This window comes from Sporosarcina sp. SAFN-015 (genome assembly GCF_059415085.1).
In genome coordinates this window covers 1-18,804 of sequence record NZ_JBPFDR010000008.1, presented here as the reverse complement: position 1 = coordinate 18,804, position 18,804 = coordinate 1, and the positions used below count along the sequence as shown (strand labels likewise).

At 43.9% G+C, this 18,804-nt stretch carries 17 protein-coding genes and 19 tRNA genes; 6 read left to right on the top strand and 30 right to left on the bottom strand.

Translation table 11 applies throughout. The features are described 5' to 3' along the window. Window positions 1-51 precede the first annotated feature (51 nt). Window positions 52-1,638: a phosphoenolpyruvate carboxykinase (ATP) gene (gene pckA / locus ACR65H_RS13905; RefSeq protein WP_440501019.1), complete on the top strand. Its 1,587-nt coding sequence runs from the start codon at window positions 52-54 to the stop codon at window positions 1,636-1,638. Window positions 1,639-1,783: 145 nt separating this feature from the next. Continuing rightward, a complete protein-coding gene (locus ACR65H_RS13900; protein ID WP_440501017.1) occupies window positions 1,784-2,968 on the top strand; it encodes an amidohydrolase in 1,185 nt (394 codons plus the stop codon). A gap of 39 nt (window positions 2,969-3,007) precedes the next feature. Here the strand turns inward: ACR65H_RS13900 and ACR65H_RS13895 are convergent, their stop codons facing one another. The 6 genes from ACR65H_RS13895 to ACR65H_RS13870 form a co-directional block, all read right to left on the bottom strand. Continuing rightward, a complete protein-coding gene (locus tag ACR65H_RS13895) occupies window positions 3,008-3,802 on the bottom strand; it encodes an alpha/beta hydrolase family protein (RefSeq protein WP_440501015.1) in 795 nt (264 codons plus the stop codon). Further along, the gene (locus ACR65H_RS13890) at window positions 3,792-4,265 is read right to left on the bottom strand and encodes an NUDIX hydrolase (RefSeq protein ID WP_440501014.1); all 474 of its coding nucleotides are present in this window, start codon (window positions 4,263-4,265) and stop codon (window positions 3,792-3,794) included. Before ACR65H_RS13890 ends, ACR65H_RS13895 begins: the two co-directional genes overlap by 11 nt. A gap of 12 nt (window positions 4,266-4,277) precedes the next feature. After that, on the bottom strand, window positions 4,278-4,637 hold the full coding sequence (locus ACR65H_RS13885; protein WP_440501013.1) for a transposase: 360 nt from the start codon (window positions 4,635-4,637) through the stop codon (window positions 4,278-4,280). A gap of 58 nt (window positions 4,638-4,695) precedes the next feature. Next, window positions 4,696-6,021, bottom strand: coding sequence for an NAD-dependent malic enzyme (locus ACR65H_RS13880; protein ID WP_440501012.1), 1,326 nt, complete (start codon window positions 6,019-6,021; stop codon window positions 4,696-4,698). A gap of 118 nt (window positions 6,022-6,139) precedes the next feature. Continuing rightward, complete coding sequence (locus ACR65H_RS13875) at window positions 6,140-6,319, bottom strand: putative motility protein (protein ID WP_440501011.1); 180 nt, start codon at window positions 6,317-6,319, stop codon at window positions 6,140-6,142. A 62-nt stretch (window positions 6,320-6,381) separates the two neighbouring features. Beyond that, window positions 6,382-6,831, bottom strand: coding sequence for a Dps family protein (locus ACR65H_RS13870; protein ID WP_440501009.1), 450 nt, complete (start codon window positions 6,829-6,831; stop codon window positions 6,382-6,384). 102 nt (window positions 6,832-6,933) lie between these two features. On the opposite strand from ACR65H_RS13870, the gene yidD reads away from it, so the two are divergent. Both yidD and ACR65H_RS13860 read left to right on the top strand, forming a co-directional pair. Then, window positions 6,934-7,164 (top strand): membrane protein insertion efficiency factor YidD, encoded by a 231-nt coding sequence (gene yidD / locus ACR65H_RS13865; protein WP_440501008.1) that lies wholly within the window; start codon window positions 6,934-6,936, stop codon window positions 7,162-7,164. A 119-nt stretch (window positions 7,165-7,283) separates the two neighbouring features. Continuing rightward, entirely contained in the window at window positions 7,284-8,252 is a 969-nt protein-coding gene (locus tag ACR65H_RS13860) for a metal ABC transporter solute-binding protein, Zn/Mn family (RefSeq protein ID WP_440501006.1), read from the top strand. A gap of 29 nt (window positions 8,253-8,281) precedes the next feature. On the opposite strand, the gene ACR65H_RS13855 is transcribed toward ACR65H_RS13860, so the two are convergent. From ACR65H_RS13855 to ACR65H_RS13835, 5 genes are all read right to left on the bottom strand, one after another. Then, entirely contained in the window at window positions 8,282-9,739 is a 1,458-nt protein-coding gene (locus ACR65H_RS13855; RefSeq protein ID WP_440501005.1) for an o-succinylbenzoate--CoA ligase, read from the bottom strand. Window positions 9,740-9,815: 76 nt separating this feature from the next. Continuing rightward, window positions 9,816-10,634, bottom strand: a complete 819-nt coding sequence (gene menB / locus ACR65H_RS13850) for a 1,4-dihydroxy-2-naphthoyl-CoA synthase (protein ID WP_440501003.1) — start codon at window positions 10,632-10,634, stop codon at window positions 9,816-9,818. A 19-nt stretch (window positions 10,635-10,653) separates the two neighbouring features. After that, the gene (gene menH / locus ACR65H_RS13845) at window positions 10,654-11,478 is read right to left on the bottom strand and encodes a 2-succinyl-6-hydroxy-2,4-cyclohexadiene-1-carboxylate synthase (RefSeq protein WP_440501001.1); all 825 of its coding nucleotides are present in this window, start codon (window positions 11,476-11,478) and stop codon (window positions 10,654-10,656) included. Beyond that, window positions 11,471-13,183, bottom strand: a complete 1,713-nt coding sequence (gene menD, locus ACR65H_RS13840) for a 2-succinyl-5-enolpyruvyl-6-hydroxy-3-cyclohexene-1-carboxylic-acid synthase (RefSeq protein ID WP_440501000.1) — start codon at window positions 13,181-13,183, stop codon at window positions 11,471-11,473. Before menD ends, menH begins: the two co-directional genes overlap by 8 nt. Continuing rightward, the gene (locus tag ACR65H_RS13835; RefSeq protein WP_440500999.1) at window positions 13,176-14,561 is read right to left on the bottom strand and encodes an isochorismate synthase; all 1,386 of its coding nucleotides are present in this window, start codon (window positions 14,559-14,561) and stop codon (window positions 13,176-13,178) included. Before ACR65H_RS13835 ends, menD begins: the two co-directional genes overlap by 8 nt. A 193-nt stretch (window positions 14,562-14,754) precedes the next feature. Between ACR65H_RS13835 and ACR65H_RS13830 the strand changes: the two genes are divergently transcribed. Both ACR65H_RS13830 and ACR65H_RS13825 read left to right on the top strand, forming a co-directional pair. Continuing rightward, window positions 14,755-15,666, top strand: coding sequence for a 1,4-dihydroxy-2-naphthoate polyprenyltransferase (locus ACR65H_RS13830; protein WP_440500997.1), 912 nt, complete (start codon window positions 14,755-14,757; stop codon window positions 15,664-15,666). A 167-nt stretch (window positions 15,667-15,833) separates the two neighbouring features. Next, window positions 15,834-16,583 carry a TraR/DksA C4-type zinc finger protein gene (locus ACR65H_RS13825; RefSeq protein ID WP_440500995.1) on the top strand — a complete coding sequence of 250 codons (750 nt, stop codon included), beginning with the start codon at window positions 15,834-15,836 and terminating at the stop codon, window positions 16,581-16,583. 182 nt (window positions 16,584-16,765) lie between these two features. Here ACR65H_RS13825 and ACR65H_RS13820 read toward each other — a convergent pair. The 19 genes from ACR65H_RS13820 to ACR65H_RS13730 form a co-directional block, all read right to left on the bottom strand. Continuing rightward, window positions 16,766-16,837: transfer RNA gene (locus tag ACR65H_RS13820), tRNA-Glu, on the bottom strand. Window positions 16,838-16,845: 8 nt separating this feature from the next. Next, window positions 16,846-16,936 (bottom strand) — tRNA-Ser (locus ACR65H_RS13815). 9 nt (window positions 16,937-16,945) lie between these two features. Then, window positions 16,946-17,020, bottom strand: a tRNA-Asn gene (locus tag ACR65H_RS13810). A 6-nt stretch (window positions 17,021-17,026) separates the two neighbouring features. Beyond that, window positions 17,027-17,100 (bottom strand) — tRNA-Ile (locus ACR65H_RS13805). A 1-nt stretch (window position 17,101) separates the two neighbouring features. Beyond that, a tRNA-Gly gene (locus ACR65H_RS13800) sits at window positions 17,102-17,175 on the bottom strand. 6 nt (window positions 17,176-17,181) lie between these two features. Next, window positions 17,182-17,257: transfer RNA gene (locus ACR65H_RS13795), tRNA-Phe, on the bottom strand. An 87-nt stretch (window positions 17,258-17,344) separates the two neighbouring features. After that, window positions 17,345-17,420: transfer RNA gene (locus tag ACR65H_RS13790), tRNA-Asp, on the bottom strand. Window positions 17,421-17,423: 3 nt separating this feature from the next. After that, window positions 17,424-17,498: transfer RNA gene (locus tag ACR65H_RS13785), tRNA-Met, on the bottom strand. Window positions 17,499-17,699: 201 nt separating this feature from the next. After that, a tRNA-Ser gene (locus ACR65H_RS13780) sits at window positions 17,700-17,792 on the bottom strand. Between the two features lie 19 nt (window positions 17,793-17,811). Continuing rightward, window positions 17,812-17,888 (bottom strand) — tRNA-Ile (locus ACR65H_RS13775). Between the two features lie 7 nt (window positions 17,889-17,895). Further along, window positions 17,896-17,969 (bottom strand) — tRNA-Met (locus tag ACR65H_RS13770). Between the two features lie 19 nt (window positions 17,970-17,988). Continuing rightward, window positions 17,989-18,064, bottom strand: a tRNA-Ala gene (locus ACR65H_RS13765). 11 nt (window positions 18,065-18,075) lie between these two features. Further along, window positions 18,076-18,152: transfer RNA gene (locus ACR65H_RS13760), tRNA-Pro, on the bottom strand. Between the two features lie 15 nt (window positions 18,153-18,167). Then, a tRNA-Arg gene (locus ACR65H_RS13755) sits at window positions 18,168-18,244 on the bottom strand. Window positions 18,245-18,259: 15 nt separating this feature from the next. Beyond that, window positions 18,260-18,348, bottom strand: a tRNA-Leu gene (locus ACR65H_RS13750). A gap of 8 nt (window positions 18,349-18,356) precedes the next feature. Then, window positions 18,357-18,431, bottom strand: a tRNA-Gly gene (locus tag ACR65H_RS13745). Window positions 18,432-18,438: 7 nt separating this feature from the next. Beyond that, window positions 18,439-18,520: transfer RNA gene (locus tag ACR65H_RS13740), tRNA-Leu, on the bottom strand. 30 nt (window positions 18,521-18,550) lie between these two features. Beyond that, window positions 18,551-18,626 (bottom strand) — tRNA-Lys (locus tag ACR65H_RS13735). 7 nt (window positions 18,627-18,633) lie between these two features. Further along, window positions 18,634-18,709, bottom strand: a tRNA-Thr gene (locus tag ACR65H_RS13730). Between the last annotated feature and the right edge of the window lie 95 nt (window positions 18,710-18,804).

The following is an 18,804-nucleotide window of genomic DNA, read 5'->3' as shown; positions in this document are numbered from 1 at the left end:
AATGTGATGAAACCCACCAACTGGGATTACATGCAAAGGACGGTACTTAAAATGATTTCAGCTAAAATTGAAAACGGATTACACGAGTTACTTTCAGGCAACAACGTAAACATACAGCCTTCAGTGGCAGAACTGGTTGAAAAAGCAACTTCCCGTGGAGAAGCGAAACTTTCTGCAGATGGCGCACTTACTGCAGAGACAGGAAAGTATACTGGCCGTTCTCCTGAGGATAAGTATATTGTCGAAGAGGAATCTTCAAAAGACAAAATCGACTGGGGCAAAGTGAACCGCCCGATTTCATCTGAAATCTTTGATTCATTATATAAGAAAGTCTTAAACCATTTAAAAGCTAAGGAAGAGCTATTCGTATTCAAAGGATTTGCAGGAGCGGATAAAGCGTCCCAGCTGTCTATCCAAGTCATCAATGAATTCGCATGGCAAAACTTGTTCGTCAACAATCTTTTCATTCGCCCTACTGAGGAAGAATTGAAAACGCATGAAGCTCAATTCACGGTTATCGCTGCTCCGACATTCAAAGCAGATCCGGCAGTAGACGGAACGAAATCCGAAACCTTCATCATTGTATCACTTGAGAAGCGTATTGTGTTAATTGGAGGTACGGAATATGCGGGAGAAATGAAAAAATCGATTTTCTCCGTTATGAACTACTTGCTGCCTGAGCACGGCATACTATCCATGCACTGCTCTGCAAACGTTGGCGAAGAAGGAGATGTCGCTTTATTCTTCGGTCTTTCTGGAACAGGAAAAACGACGCTTTCAGCAGATGCTAACCGTAAACTAATTGGTGATGATGAGCACGGCTGGTCCGAAAACGGAGTCTTCAACATCGAAGGCGGCTGCTATGCGAAAACGATCAATCTCTCAAAAGAGAAGGAACCAGAAATTTACGGAGCGATCCGTTTCGGTTCAGTATTGGAAAACGTCGTCTTGGATGAAAAGACTCGCAAGCCCGATTACGACGATAATTCATTGACTGAAAATACGCGTGCAGCATACCCGATCCATAATATCGAAAACATCGTGATGCCATCGGTTGCAGGACATCCGAAAGCAATTGTCTTCTTAACAGCGGATGCATTCGGCGTATTGCCTCCAATCTCCAAATTGACGAAGGAACAAGCGATGTATCACTTCCTAAGCGGTTTCACTTCGAAGCTAGCAGGAACTGAGCGCGGCGTCACTTCACCGGAAGCGACATTCTCTACATGCTTTGGTGCCCCTTTTCTCCCATTGCCTGCAACGGTCTACGCAGAAATGCTAGGGAAGAAAATCGACGAGCACGATGCACAAGTCTTCCTTGTCAACACGGGTTGGACTGGTGGAGTTTACGGTGTAGGACATCGTATGTCTTTGAAACATACACGTACAATGGTCCGTGCAGCAATCGCTGGCGAATTGAACGATGTGGAATACGAAGAGAATGCAATTTTCGGTCTTGCTATGCCTAAAGCAATTGACGGCGTACCGACTGAAGTATTGAACCCTCGTAACGCTTGGAGCGATCCGACAGCTTACGATCAAAAAGCGAAAGAGTTGGCAGATCTTTTCCGTGAGAACTTCAAGAAATTCGGTCATGTTTCTGAAGAAATCACTCAAAAAGGCGGACCAGTCGCTTAATACAAAGACAGTGAAGATCCAGGCGCTATGTTGCGCCTGGATCTTTTTTTATATAGCTTTTTAATACGTTTAACGACACTTTTCTAGGGTACTTTTATTGTATCTGACTAATTCTTCGGTCACGTAAAATAATGGAGTGGATATCTTGAAAGATAAATTAATGAGCATGCTTGGCGAGCGTAAAAATGAAATGATTGAAATCCGCCGCCACTTGCACGAATACCCCGAGCTGTCATTTAAAGAAGAAAAAACAGCTCAGTATATAGCAGACTTTTACAAAGGCAAAGATGTCGAAATTCAAACGAACGTTGGAAATGGATTCGGAATTATCGTTACAATTACAGGAGGAAAACCAGGCAAAACAATTGGATTGCGTGCAGATTTTGATGCTTTGCCAATCGTTGAAGAAACACCAGTGCCTTTCAAATCGAAAAATGAAGGGATCATGCATGCTTGTGGACATGATGGACATACAGCCTATATGCTAATATTGGCGGATTGTTTAATTCAACTGAAATCGGAAGTAGCCGGGACGATAAAAATTATTCATCAACATGCTGAAGAAGTCCCACCAGGCGGTGCAAAAAGCATTATCGAATCAGGATTGCTGGATGATCTGGATGAAGTGTACGGCATTCACCTATTGCCAATTGCTCCAGTTGGAATGGTCGGCTTCAACAAAGGCTATGCTTTCAATGGACGGGCATATATGAAACTAAAAATACAAGGCAGAGGCGGACACGGTTCCTCCCCTCATTTGGCGAATGACGCCATTGTTGCCGGAGCTCACTTCGTTACTGCCATTCAAACAATCATTAGCCGTAGACTTAGTCCTTTCGATATTGGGGTCATTACAATTGGATCGTTTGATGGAGCGGGTACATTTAATGTTATTAAAGACAGTGTAGTGCTTGAAGGCGATATTCGTTATATGACGGTTGAAACGCAAGAAACGATCGAACGGGAACTCAAACGTCTCGCCAAAGGAATTGAGGCGGAGTTCGATGTACAATGTGACCTAACATATACACCTGATTATCCGCCATTATATAATAATCCTGAACTTACAGAAAAAGTCGCTATCACTTTGATAAATGCAAATGTGAAAGAAATAACAGAGGTAAAAGAAGTGCCACCAATGGCGCCGTCCGAGGATTTTGCATACTATGCCGAAAGATTCCCGGCTTGTTTCTTTTATATTGGTTGTACTCCTAAGGGCGTTGACAAACCATATTTCAATCATCATCCAAAATTCGATATAGACGAAGACGCACTTCTCGTTGCTGCTAAAGCCGTTGGACAAGTAGTTTGTAGCATTCAAGGTGAATAAAACATAAAAAAACAACCATCATGGTTGTTTTTTTATGTTTTATTCATTTCCCTGCTGTCTCATCCAATCACATAAATCCCTGACGATTTGTGCATTATGAGCTGACGGAAAGTAATGGGTATACTCAGGGAAGTACCAAGTATCGTACTGTTTATCTTTCTCACGTAAAGCATCTTCGAGCAAGATTGCCTGTTCAAATGAAACATTATCATCCTTCATTCCGTGGATGATCAAAACAGGGGCATTGATTTCATCCACCTTGAATAACGCAGTCCGTTCCCGGTATGCATCAGGCATACTATTCGGCGTGCCGCCAATGACCCGCTTCATCATACGGCGCATATCTTCCCGTTCATTATATGTAAAGATTACATCCGAGACACCGGCCCATGTTACAACTGATGTGATGTCCTCCCGTAAAATCGCTGTCCAGAGTGCCATAATGCCGCCACGGGAGAATGCATAAAGATGGATACGTTCCTTGTTCAACTTCGGACTTTGCTTTATGACTTCAACAGCGTTGACCGCGTCCTGACGATCGTCCCCGGCAAACTCGTCTCGCCCTTCCCCACCTCTGTTTCCTCGGTAATATGGAGCAAAGACGACAAAACCTTGTGAAGCGAACTGTGCAATTCTGGCAGGTCGGACCATTCCGACATGCTGAATGCCCCCGCGCAAGTAAATGATCCCTTCATAGTTGCCACCGTTAATCGGTTCAGCAAGCAACCCTTTCACTTTAAGCCCATCCGACCAATACGTTATTTCTTCTAGATAGATTTGTGGATTTGGGGATGGATATTCTCTTCTGTGCAAAATTGCCCCATTAGGAAACATATGAATCCACCCACTTTCGAATTTCAACCATCCCAGCATCTTTCATATGAAAACTCAATTCATCGCAGTTTGACAATTGTTCATCCGTCATCCAAAATGCACCTTCTGTCTCAAACAGCTGGGGGTTTTCTTCAATGCTGAATACTTTCCCTGTGAACACTGCCTTGCAAAATGTTACATTGCTCATTACGACATATTCAGCAAACTTGACGAGATCTGTAATTGTCACACCAGTTTCTTCTATCGTTTCTCGTATTGCAGCTTCAGTAAGTGTTTCCCCTTCTTCCGCCTTGCCTCCAGGAAATTCTATTCCGCGAACGGAGTGGCGTGTCACGAGCCATTTCCCTTCATGTTTCAATACAACGAGCACATGCCTCGCTTCCATGCCAAAACGATTTTCACCGAAAGTCAGCTCAACATGCGCCCCTTGTAAATCTTTAAATATCGTTGCTATATGAGTCACGTCCTTTCACAATCAATTGGATGATTGAACAGGAGCAGATGGAATCTTTGGTGTTCCCTTCGTAAAATACGGCAGCTGTTCAATGAATTTCTTCGTTTCATCATCGCTAAATTCATGAACCAATGCATAGAGCATCATCGTCCTTCGATCAACATCATGATTATCCCGGTCATAATGATATGGGACATACGGCAAATGTGATCGTAGGAAATTCCGAAATTCTAATCGGTCCATTTGGCTAAACAATTGATGAAAAACTGGAACAAGTTCCCTACTCATCTCCACTTCGTATTCCCATGGAGACGCATGCTTATGTGAATAAACTTGTTGATTCGCAATCGAGACGTACATTCTGACTTTATCGTTTTCCATATGAGCACCCACTTTTTTGTCGTAGTATGGCTCATATCAGATATTCGATTCAATGCGTTCAGATGGAATTCACTTCTTCATTTGCTACACGTTCGACAGCACTCGCTACATTAGCATGTACGGCTGGATCTAATGGATGTGGAACAAGATCACCTGGTTTTGTACTATCCAGAATTGCTAATGCTGCAGCAATTAGCATCGGATATGTAATATCTTTCGCGTGAGCATTTAAAGCACCTCTGAAAATTCCAGGGAACCCAAGAATATTGTTCACTTGTCTGCCATCCGCGGCAAAAGCGGCTCCAGCTCGTAAAGCAACTTCAGGATCAATTTCCGCATTTGGATTGGACAGTGCCAAAACGATTTGCCCTTTACGGACCATCTCAGGCTTAATTAACCCTTGCACGCCAGTCGTTGCAATTACGATATCACAAGTTTGCATAATCTCATCAACAGAATTCAAAGCAGTACCGCCATGTTGCTTCAGTCTATCAATCGCTTCGGGATTAGGATCAACACCACGCATTTCCTTCACGCCATATGCCATTAGCATCCTGCTAATGGCGAGCCCTGCAGCCCCTAATCCAATTTGACCGACAATGGATTGCGATAGTTCCACACCTGATTGCCTGCATGCTGAAAGAACGGAAGCGAGTGTGACGACTGCGGTTCCATGTTGGTCGTCATGCATGACAGGGATTTGAAGCTCAGCTTTCAATCTCTCTTCGATTTCAAAGCAATGAGGCGAACCGATATCCTCCAATAGAATTCCGCCGAAGCTTTGGTGAATATGCTTGACGGTTTCCACGATTCTCTCAGGATCGCTCGTATCAAGCAATATTGGAATTCCGCTAATGCCAGCGAATTGATCGAACAAGACCGCCTTTCCTTCCATGACAGGCATACCGGCGACAGGACCGATATTGCCGAGCCCTAAAATTGCTGTTCCGTCCGTTACGATCGCAACCGTGTTAGAAATGCCTGTAAAATAATCTGCTTGCACCGGATCATTTTGTATCACTTTACAAACATTGGCGACTCCCGGCGTGTAAATTCGTCGAAGGTCTCCTAATGAACGGACTTCCACGCGGCTCTTCATAGCAATCTTACCGCCCTCATGCGCATGCAAAACATCATCCGTTACCGCATGCACATGAATGCCTTCTCCGATTGCATTAATAGCAGTAACAATTTTCTCCAATTGCTCCTCACTCGTACACTGGATGGAAACGTCCCTTATTGTCGATAACGTTCCTACTTTTATTGTTTGGATATCCCCAATATCGCCTTCTAAAACACCGATAGCTGTTGCGACTTTTGCAAAATTCCCCGGTTTGGATGGTGTTTCAATAATTAAATTTCTTATAAATTGGATTTGTGTCATGATGTCGCCTCCTATATGATCCTCTCACTTCTCGTACCCCATTTTACACATATTGAGTAGCTGCAACAAAAATAAAGCACGAATTTCCTAGATTGCAAGGAAATTCGCGCTCTTTACTTCAAGCCTTTACATCGACAGCCGAACCTTTATAAGGATGGACCGCCGGTTGATCCTGCATACTTTGCAGCATGTCTGTCACTGCAGTTGCATTCACCGATAAAGCTTTATTCATGACACTCAATTGAACTGTAGATTGCAAACTTCTCAATTGGCTTGCCATGATGGAGTTCATGTTCATAAACCATTCCTCCTTTACAATGCTACTATCGGTGAAAAAATCGATTATTCAAGAATGCATGCTCATTTATTCTCTTCTCCAAGAAAAGCATTTAACATCCATTGATGCTTCTCAATGCTTTGATACGTTGCATTTAATATGTCCTCTGTCATATCGTCACCGATTTCCGCCGCATATTCCATTCCTTTTTTCAAGGATTTCATAATTTTATCAAAATCATCAGCGATTGTTTTCACCATATCCTCGGCTTGTTCATCGCCTTTCGCCTCTTTTACGACAGACTGCTCCAAATGCTCCTTTAACGTAGCAGTTGGAGTTCCACCAAGAGTCAACACTCGTTCGGCGATTTCATCCATATGTGCAGTCGCTTCGTTATAAAGCTCCTCAAATTTTGCATGCAACGTAAAAAATTGTTTCCCTTTTACATACCAATGATAATTATGCAGCTTGGCATACATGACTGACCAAGTAGATACTTGTACATTCAGTTCTTCCATTAATTCTTTAGACATAAAAAAACCCCTCTTCAAATTTATATTTACAGAGCATCTCCCTGTTAATTTACCACTGGAACAAATAAAATAAACATACATGAGAAAGCAAGGTGTTCACCATTGAAAACAATATTAATCGGTATTATTAAGACATATCAAAAAATCATTTCTCCACTTACTCCGCCATCATGCCGTTTCTATCCTACTTGCTCGCATTACGGTGTAGAAGCGCTTCAGAAACACGGCGCTTTGAAAGGTTCATGGCTGACGATTCAACGGATATTGAAATGCCATCCTTTCCATGAAGGCGGCTTTGATCCGGTACCGGAAAAACTCGAAAAGAAAAAATAAATTGATGACCGGCAATTGCCGGTTTTTTTCTTTTCAGTTGCGGAAACTATTGTTAACGTGTATTATAAGGAAGTGTTTAAATCGTAATCATTACTATTAATACAGTGGAGGATTTATTTATGAAGAAAAGAGCACTCATTCTTCTGGCACTCATCATGACTTTGCTCATTGGTGCATGCGGGACTAAGAATGTAAAAGACAATACTGGAACAGCCAACGAAGGGAAATTATCTGTCTATACGACAGTATATCCCTTACAATATTTTACCGAGCGGATCGGCGGGGAGTTAGTCGATGTGAAATCAATCTATCCTGCAGGAGCGGATGAGCATTCATTTGATCCGACACAAAAAGATATGATTGCGCTATCGGATGCGGATCTGTTCTTTTATATCGGTCTAGGACTTGAAGGATTTGTGGAAAGCGCTCAAAAGACGTTACAGAATGAACATGTTGAATTAGTGGCAACTGCAGAGTCCATATCAGAGGATCAACTTGAAGAAGGACATCATGAGGACGAGGAAGAAGGGCATGAGGAACATGGACATGAACATGGCCAATTCGATCCTCACGTTTGGATTTCACCAGTCCTTAGCATCGAACTAGCTTCTTCCATTAAAGAATCGCTCATTGCAAAAAAGCCCGATGAGAAAGAAACGTTCGAAAAGAATTTCGATCTGCTCGAAAACGACTTGATCGAGTTGGATGAGCGGTTCAAGGAAATGGCCGCCAAGGCCGAAACGAAAACGTATTTTGTCTCACATGCCGCATTTGGGTATATTGCGAACGAATATGGATTGAAACAAGTAGCAATCGCTGGATTGAATTCGCAAAGTGAGCCTTCACAAAAGCAGCTTGCACAAATTGTCGAGCAAGCTAAGGAAGAAAATGTACAATATATTTTATTCGAACAGAATGTTTCATCGAAGTTAACAGAAGTCGTCAGGAAGGAAATCGGCGCGGAATCATTAATGCTTCATAATTTAGGTGTGCTCACACAAGACGATATAAACAATGACGAATCATACTTCACATTGATGGAACGGAACTTGCATGTTTTTGAGCAAGCACTACAAGCCAATAAATAAAAAAGTGGAGAGGGGGTTAAAACCCCTCTCTACTTTTTATGTATTCCAGTAGCCGCCCACTCTTTCAGTTTACGACGGAGAAGTTTATTGGATGCATTCCGTGGCAGTTCATCTACTAAATGGAATGCTTTCGGAATCTTATATCGAGCAAGCTGTTGTACACAATAATCTTCCAAATCGGTCACTGATACATTTTTGTAACCGACGATGAAAGCGACTGGCACACTGCCCCATTCAGGGTGATCCTGTCCACAAACGCCCGCCTCTTTAACGTGTGGATGTGAAATAAGGACGTTTTCGATTTCTGCAGGATAAATATTTTCTCCTCCGGAAATAATCAAATCGGACCGTCTATCGACGATGAATAAATAGCCATCCTCATCGATATAACCAATATCCCCTGTCGGCAGCCAACCGTCCTCTAACGGATCTCTTTCCGAAGCATGGCCGATATAGCCTAGCGTCACATGTGGGCCCTTTATGAGCACCTCACCAAAATCTCCTGGCTGTTCTGCATCTCTAATCTTAATCCGATTGAAAAATAAAGGTTTGCCTGCGGATCCGGACTTCTGCAAAGCGTCTTCTGAGGAAAGTGTTGCGGTTTGTGAACTTGTTTCGGTCATCCCGTACGTCTGCAAAACAGGCAACTGATAATTTGCGGCTCTTCGCAAGTAATCATCCGGTACCGGACCTCCACCTGCCAACATCGTCTTGAAGGATGGATGAGCAACTGATCCTTTTGTCTCAAATTCTTCGAGGATCCTGTGCAATCCTGTTGCCACAACAGAAATTCTTGTCGCAGTTCCATTTTCTATTTCATCCACAATCGAAATTGCATCAAATTTTTCATAAAGCCGTACACCCATCCCATAAATGACAGATCGAGCAAGAATCGAGAAACCGCTAATATGGAATAATGGCATCGTGCAAAGCCAAATGTCATCATCCGCTAATCCTAAATTCAAGACGGAAGACAAAGCGCTCGATGTATGATTGCCAGCTGTTTGTCGGACACCTTTCGGAAAACCTGTCGTCCCTGACGTATACATAATTGTAATCGTCCGTGACGGTTCCCATATTTCAGTAACCGTGAAACTTTCTTTACCACTTGATTCTATTGCGGAAAATGTCAGCTTGGAAGTGTTTATCTCTTTGATACGATCAAGAAATTCATCATCGACAATTAAAACTGACGCGTCACAATCATTCAATTGCCAAGAAATCTCTTTCGATGATAGCCTGCTGTTCAACATGACAATTTCCAGACCTGCTAAAAGACATCCGTGAATGACAAACACCATATTCGGCGTCGAACGACCCAACAAAGCAATTCGATCACCTTCATTCAACCCATTCCATCTTAACTTCTGTGCAATTTCTGATGCCTCTTCCAATAGTTGCCGAAATGTCCATTGCTCTTCTCCAAATGAAAGGGCCATGCGATTCGGCGTTATATATGCTCTTTGAAGCAACCAATTAGGAATCATACACTCACCTTCCGTCGAATAGAAAAGCTGCCTCGTAAAAAAGGCAGCCTTAGATAATTTGGTATTTATGACAATATTAAGGGAATCGTGGGAATTGACCGAAGTCAGGCTTGCGCTTCTCTTTGAACGCATCGCGTCCCTCTTTCGCCTCATCTGTTGTGTAATAAAGCAAAGTAGCATCTCCGGCCATTTGTTGTAGACCAGCAAGTCCGTCTGTATCGGCATTCATTGCTGCTTTAATGAAACGGAGCGCAGTCGGGCTCATTGAAAGCATCTCCTCACACCATTGGACCGTTTCGTCTTCCAATTGCTCATAAGGGACAACAGTGTTTACAAGACCCATGTCCAAGGCTTGTTGTGCATCGTATTGGCGGCATAGATACCAAATTTCTCTTGCTTTCTTATGGCCGATAATACGTGCCAAGTAACCTGAACCATATCCTGCATCAAATGAACCGACTTTCGGTCCTGTTTGACCAAATCGAGCGTTGTCTGCTGCAATTGTCAAATCGCATACGACATGCAATACATGACCACCACCGATTGCATAGCCTGCAACCATCGCGACGACAGGTTTCGGAATGACGCGGATCAATCTTTGCAAGTCAAGGACGTTCAAACGAGGAATTTCGTCATCCCCTACATATCCTCCATGACCGCGTACCGATTGGTCGCCTCCTGAGCAGAATGCTTTCTCGCCTTCACCTGTTAGTATGATAACACCGATACTTTCGTCATCACGCGCACGAGAAAACGCATCAATCATCTCCATTACAGTTTTAGGACGGAATGCATTGCGTACTTCCGGACGGTTAATTGTCACTTTTGCAATGCCGTTGTACTTTTCGTATTTAATATCTTCATATGTACGGATTGTTTCCCATTGACGAGTCATTTTTTTCCTCCTCCAATTGTTATAGATCCATCAAATACTCCATAATCATTGTAGCAAACAATCGTGGTTTTTCCACGTGAATTGCATGACCCGCGCCAGAAACGACTATATGCCGCCATGTAGGAGAAAGGTTGCTCATTTCCCGGGCAATTGCTACAAATTTCGCATCGAGCTCCCCCGTTATAAGAAAAACAGGATTTGATATCGAATTAAGGGCTTCCCAATAGGAATTCTGACTGCCCGTTCCTATACCTAACAGACTGTTTGCAAGCCCAATGGTATTTTGCTGCAGTCTTTCTCTTCTGACTTCCTGCCTTTTCTCTGCAGGAAGACTTTTTTGCGATTCAAAAAGGGGGATATTCTCCCATTTTTCGACAAAAGAAGCAATGCCTTCGTCAATAATCTTACTAGCCAACAATTTGTCTGCTGTTTTTCGCTCCATCCTGTCATGTTCTTTCAAAAGACCTGGGGATGAGCTTTCTAGAATCAATGCTTTAACACGGTTTGGATAATGGATCGTATATGCTAGTGCAATACGACCACCCATTGAGTAACCTACCAAGTAAAAAGAATCTAATTTTAAATACTCAAAAAGCGCTTCCAGATCTTCAACCTGTTCCTCCATCGAATAGCGCTCCGCATTGTCGGGAACAGTTGTTTTCCCGTGTCCTGTCAAGTCAATGGCAATTGTCCGATATGATCCTTTAAGTTCATTTCGAACTTCTGTCCAAGTAGCAGAACTTCCTGTAAACCCATGTAGGAAAACGATGGCGGGCAAATGACGATCGCCCTCCATCTTCACATGTATTGAAAGTCCACGCACTGGAATTTGAAGATTATTCATCTCCATCCAGCCCCTTTGTAATACCTGCCCAGTACGAGCGATGAGCTTTTACATTCAACGGTCGGCTCGTGAACACTTCGATGATACGGACATCCTTCGTCTTTACTTTTTGAAGTTCAGCTTTGAACTCTTCTGCAGTACTAACTGCGGCGTATTGGGCGTCATACATGGCACCGATATGTTCGAACGTTAATCCTGTCGGTGTTCCAAACAGCTCCTCGAAATGGTTTTCCACAGTCGATTGGGGAAGATATGAAAAAATTCCACCACCGTCATTATTCACTATGACAATCGTCAAATTCGTTTTATGGAATCGCGAGACGATTAATCCATTGACGTCATGTAAAAAGGATAAATCGCCAATGAGCAAGTATGTCGGTCTGTTTCGTGCCGCTTCGATGCCGAATGCCGTAGATATGACACCATCTATACCGTTTGTTCCTCTATTGGAAAATATCGTAACGTCTTTCTCTGTCTTATAGAAAAATGTGTCTACATCACGGATCGGCATGCTGCTTCCGCTGATCAGATCACTTCCATCCGGAAGCATATCGAATAAAGTTTTCGCGATAATCCCTTCATCACCAACTAAGCCTTCATAACGCCGAGTCTCTGTTTCCACAAACATATCGGCCGAAGACCACATGTCAGTATAGGAAGTCGCTTCTTGCTGTTCTGCAACTTCATACACGGACGCAGGCGAGGATTGCAGGTGATGCGTGACAACGCCTAGTGAATCCCTGAACTCCGGTGACTCATCCAAGGCCATAAACACTTCCGGCCGACTTTTTTTCAAAAATAACATTAGTGGTTTCGATACAGGCTGCGCTCCGAAACGGATCACTGTATCTGGTACTGCATTCATTTTGAATTTCTCACTTTTTAAGATCGCATCATAATGAGCGATGCATAGCGATTTACATTCCTCAGGCACTTCCGAACGCAAGTTGGATAAAGGATCACATAGTACAGGCCATTGCAGCCGTTTTGCAAAATCCCAGAATGCATCTTTATCGAATCCAACCGGCAATTCCCCTGCAATGATCATTCCACTTTTCGCATTTGAAAAGAGATTCGAAAGCGCTTGTTTTTGATTAACCGATAATTCAATCTCGCCGTGAATACTTTCAACAAAAGTCGCTGCACGTGCTTTCCTATCAAAATCGATTAGCAAAGGCTCACGAAGTGGAATGTTCAGATGGATAGGTCCCATCGGTTTGGTCAAAGCAACGGACACGGCACGATTGACATGCCTTTCCAAAAACCGATCAATTTCCTCATTATCTTCTGCTAATGGAAGATCCACACTGAATTTCACATGCTTCCCGTACATATTCAATTGATCGATTGCCTGTGGCGCACCTACACCTCTCAATTCATGTGGGCGGTCAGCCGTCAGGACAATTAATGGAATGCGGGCATAGTATGCTTCAGTGATTGCAGGATGATAGTTAGATGCCGCTGTTCCCGATGTACATAAAAGAACAACCGGTCTGCCTGATGCTTTCGCTAAACCTAGCGCAAAATACGCTGCTGACCTTTCATCGACTTGCATATATGTCTGCAGATTGTCTGATGAAGCAAATGCATAGGCAAGAGGCGTTGAACGAGATCCTGGGCTTATGACCGCCTCCTTGACACCTGCCTGCAGCAACGTATCAGTCATTCGCAATACATGGTCTGTCAAAACCTGTCTTTCATCCATTCAACTTTCCTCCAAGCGCCCGCAAGACCGGTCTCAATTTTACCCAAGTTTCATCATATTCCAATTCAGGAACAGAATCTGCAACAATTCCTCCTCCAGCATATAAATACGCTTTGTCCTCATTAATAAGTGCTGAACGAATGGCGACTGCAAATTCTCCATTGCCTGCAGCATCGGTCCAACCGATAGGAGCAGCATAAAAACCACGATCCATCTCTTCTTCCTGCCGAATAATCTGCAAGGCGACATCTGTCGGAACTCCACCTAACGCAGGTGTTGGATGCAATGCATCTACAAAAGAGAATATATCGTTCTCCTGTCCAAGTGTTCCTTCAACAGGTGTATAGAGATGTTGAATATCTCTTATTTTCATCAGCTTCGGTGTTTTAGGAATGAGTACTTCACTACAATATCTATCAAAAATATTGGAGATCATGCTCACGACGTGCTGATGCTCTTCTCGGTTCTTCCGATCGCCTAATAGCTCATCACCAAGCGACTTATCTTCTTGAGCTGATTTCCCGCGCCGAATCGATCCGGCAACACATGCCGAGTACGCTTTCCCATTCTTAATTTCGATGAGACGTTCAGGTGTTGCACCAAAAAAGAGCGACTTCCCTTTTTGAAGCCCGAAGTGATAACTCTCTTGCTGTTCGTTTGTAATTGCGTGCAATACGTTGACGCTATTGACATCTTGTTCAAATTCAAGCTCAAGTGCCCGGGCAATGACGACTTTGTCCGCCCTTCCTTTACGAATCAAATCAGTAGCATTTTCCACCGCGCTCATATATTGCTCTTTCCCTCGTTCTGTTGTAGCAACGATCCTATTGTGATTCGTAAAATCAAACTCCTCCACCTGTGCATTATGGATCAGTTTATCGCGCTCGTCCCGGAGCCTTTCAAAATCCAACGCGGCTTCTTTTTGATCCGTAATCATATTGATGGAGATCATCGTTTTGCCATCCTCGATCTTCAATTGAAAGGACGGAACGACGAAATAACCGGACGGGAATTCATTCCACTCCGATTCGATCCTGTTTTTCTCGTCAAATGAAAATCCCCCGAAAAGAACAGGATCGATATCCTTTTCTTCTTTTATTAAAATGGAGCAAAGCTGTTTCCATTGCTCCGATATGTCTTTAAAGCGGCCATCGGTTTTTCCGTTCGCCAACGTATAGGCATGTCCTATCCCGACAAGTGTTAATGTCTTGTCCGCATTTTGCCAATAAAATCGTTTGTCTTTGTATTGAGAAGCACCCGCTTCAAAAAAAGACAAAGGCGATATCCTTCCCACTTCGACAGTTTCCGTGAAGAAGCGTGTACTTGGAGAAATCACCACTTTTTGCATTTCACGTACATCCGTCATCTTGTGACCCATCGTTTTCTCTCCTTCATCTTCAATCCTCGTCTTGCCAATTGAACTACTTACTTTTTTTGTAGAAGAATGAGTTCCTTAGTTCCATTATATCGGAATTTCTTCAATCTCGCATAGATAATGCAAACAAGGATACCTCTTTGTGACGTTTTGGAGTACAATGGATAACGGAAACATAAGGATAGGAGAGAATACATTGCAACATACTATTAAAGCTGATTCCGGATGGCGAATATGGTGGCAGCTTACTAGACCGCATACTTTGACTGCTGCTTTCGCTCCGGTTTTCCTAGGGACAATGATTGCTTTAACTCACGGAAAACTTCATTTTCCTTTATTTCTAGCTATGCTCATTGCCAGTCTTTTCATTCAAATGGCAACCAATATGTTCAATGAGTATTATGATTTCAAACGTGGTTTGGACAATGAAAATTCGGTTGGAATTGGTGGCACGATCGTTCGGAATGGCGTCAAACCTAAAACAGTTTTGAACATTGCACTTGCATTGTACGCAGTATCCGTTTTAATCGGAATTTATATATGTATGGAGACGTCTTGGACACTTGCCCTTGTGGGAGCCGTTTCAATGCTTATCGGTTACTTGTACACCGGTGGTCCGCTCCCGATCGCTTACACGCCTTTTGGAGAGCTTGTATCCGGTGTTGTAATGGGAATGCTGCTAATCTTAATCGCCTTCTATATTCAGACCGGTGAAGTGACAGCAGATGCTGTGCTCATTTCCATACCAAGTATGCTTCTCGTCGCTGCCATAATGATGTCCAATAACATCCGCGATCTAGAGGGTGATAAGGAAGGCGGCAGGAAGACATTAGCTATACTTGTAGGAAGATCCAAAGCAATATCAATCCTCGCCTCATTTTTTATCGTGTCGTATAGCTGGATTATCATACTCATCGTTTTAGGATATGTAACACCGTGGGCATTGCTCGTTTTTCTAAGCGTTCGAAAACCGATGAAAGCTATTGCTACTTTTCGCGCTTACCAACTTCCTCTGGAAGTAATGCCAGCAATGAAGAATACAGCTGTCACAAATACGTTATTTGGTTTGTTATTAGGAATCAGCATCCTAATCGGCCATATCCTATAAGTACACCTATGGACTTGCCAATTTGGCGGGTCCATTTTTTCTGTATTTGTATTCCATGTTTAGTTCATCGCTTCAAAAGGAATTAAGAAGATACAAAGCTTTCATTGCTATGAACTGATTGGACACCGACCATACTAATACAACTAATATAAAAGGATGTGCTGAACATGTTAACAGCTGAACAGAAATCAATGCTGAAGAAAAGCTTATTAGAAATGAAATCACAATTACAAAAAACGGAAAGTGAAACGGATATTAGAGACTCTGCAAGAGAAGAAATAGGGGAATTATCAACGTACGACAACCATCCAGGAGATATGGGCACTGAGTTATTTGAAAGACAAAAGGATCTGGCCCTACACGTCCATGCAGGCGATGAATCCGATAAAGTGGAGCATGCTTTAACCGCCCTCACTAACGGAACATATGGATATTGTGAAGTGTGTAAAGCTGAAATACCGTACGAAAGGCTAGAAGTACTTCCTTACACGACATACTGCATAGATCATACACCGGAACGAGATATCCCGAACGATCGACCATCGGAAGAGGACGTATTAATAATGGCCAACCCTAATACGTTCGCAGACAGAAGAGAAACCGCTCATAGGGAACACAATGAAAGAGACAGTGAAGACAGCTTTCAGGAAATTGCTAAATTCGGTACATCCGAAACACCTTCTGATTTTACAGGCGACCATGATGATTATAATACCCTTTATGACAATGAACTGATGGATGGTGCAACCGAAGAGATAGAAGAGTTCGTCAGTACCGATATCACTGGGGAAGCAAGAGGCTTTGTCCGGTCAGAGATGTCTGAAGAATATGAAGGGGAATTAGACGAGGAAGGAATGGAATCACCTCTCGGAGATATTCCGTATCATCAAAGAGACAGCTACACCGGAGATAAATAAGATAACAAAACTGCTGCAGATATCAACTTTCTGCAGCAGTTTTGCGTTGGTATGCCCCACCCTTCCATAATCTTGCTCAAAAAATTTTGAATGGGTTTATAACAATAGAAAAACAGGTGATGAAAAATGAAATGTTTTTCATCACCTGTTTAAGTGTGGACTTCGTAAACAGTCCATCTGTATGACCCCTACGGGATTCGAACCCGTGTTACCGCCGTGAAAGGGCGGTGTCTTAACCGCTTGACCAAGGGGCCAATTATTATGGCGGAGAAGGAGGGATTCGAACCCTCGCGCCGCTTTCGCGACCTACGCCCTTAGCAGGGGCGCCTCTTGAGCCACTTGAGTACTTCCCCGTATAAAGTTGGCTCCGCAGGTAGGACTCGAACCTACGACCGATCGGTTAACAGCCGATTGCTCTACCACTGAGCTACTGCGGAATATGATGGGCCTAAGTGGACTCGAACCACCGACCTCACGCTTATCAGGCGTGCGCTCTAACCAGCTGAGCTATAGGCCCATGGAGCGGGTGAAGGGAATCGAACCCTCATCATCAGCTTGGAAGGCTGAGGTTTTACCACTAAACTACACCCGCAAGGAATGGTGGCTCAGGACGGAATCGAACCGCCGACACAAGGATTTTCAGTCCTTTGCTCTACCGACTGAGCTACTGAGCCACATTGACTTGGAAAACTGATAGTTTCTATAAGAGTCACTTAGAAATCTACAATCATCAAATCGTAAATACTATGTAATGAAATAAATGGCGGTCCCGACCGGGATCGAACCGGCGATCTCCTGCGTGACAGGCAGGCATGTTAACCGCTACACCACGGGACCATTTGGTTGCGGGGGCAGGATTTGAACCTGCGACCTTCGGGTTATGAGCCCGACGAGCTGCCACTGCTCCACCCCGCGATAATGTTAGTTGTAGGAGTTTTAAATCCTACGCATATTGCTGTGTTTTGGGACTTAGCTGTAATTTCCTTTTAGGAAATTACACAAATCTCATTCTGCGTGATGAGATTTGCTCCACCCCGCGATAATGTTAGTTGTAGGAATTTAACACTCCTACATATTTGGTTTTCCAAGGAGCCACTATTGTACTTTTGAAATAAATGGCGGAGGAAGAGGGATTCGAACCCCCGCGGGCTTTAACACCCCTGTCGGTTTTCAAGACCGATCCCTTCAGCCAGGCTTGGGTATTCCTCCGTGATGACTATTCAAATAGTGGTGGACCTTGCAGGACTCGAACCTGCGACCGGACGGTTATGAGCCGTCTGCTCTAACCAACTGAGCTAAAGGTCCTTTAGGATGGCGGCAGAGGGGATCGAACCCCCGACCTTACGGGTATGAACCGTACGCTCTAGCCAGCTGAGCTACGCCGCCAGGAAAAGTATTAATATAATGGTGGAGCCTAGCGGGATCGAACCGCTGACCTCCTGCGTGCAAGGCAGGCGCTCTCCCAGCTGAGCTAAGGCCCCATTGTAAGAAGTGGTCGGGAAGACAGGATTCGAACCTGCGACCCCTTGGTCCCAAACCAAGTGCTCTACCAAGCTGAGCTACTTCCCGTTTTACAAGAATGAATGGCGCGCCCGGAAGAATTCGAATCCACAACCTTCTGATCCGTAGTCAGACGCTCTATCCAATTGAGCTACGGGCGCATTATAATAAATGTTTGGTGCCGAGAACCGGAATCGAACCGGTACGGTAGTCACCTACCGCAGGATTTTAAGTCCTGTGCGTCTGCCAGTTCCGCCACCCCGGCAAATCATTTGGAGCGGAAGACGGGATTCGAACCCGCGACCCCGACCTTGGCAAGGTCGTATTCTACCACTGAACTACTTCCGCATTGAAGTGCGGGTGAAGGGAGTCGAACCCCCACGCCTTACGGCACTAGATCCTAAGTCTAGCGTGTCTGCCAGTTCCACCACACCCGCATATTCATATCAAGACAGAGAGTCAAGAAATGGTGAGCCATGCAGGATTCGAACCTGCGACCCTCTGATTAAAAGTCAGATGCTCTACCGACTGAGCTAATGGCTCATAAAAATGGTGCCGGCGATAGGAGTCGAACCCACGACCTACTGATTACAAGTCAGTTGCTCTACCAACTGAGCTACACCGGCGAATCATATTTTTAAAGTATTATGGTGGAGGATGACGGGTTCGAACCGCCGACCCCCTGCTTGTAAGGCAGGTGCTCTCCCAGCTGAGCTAATCC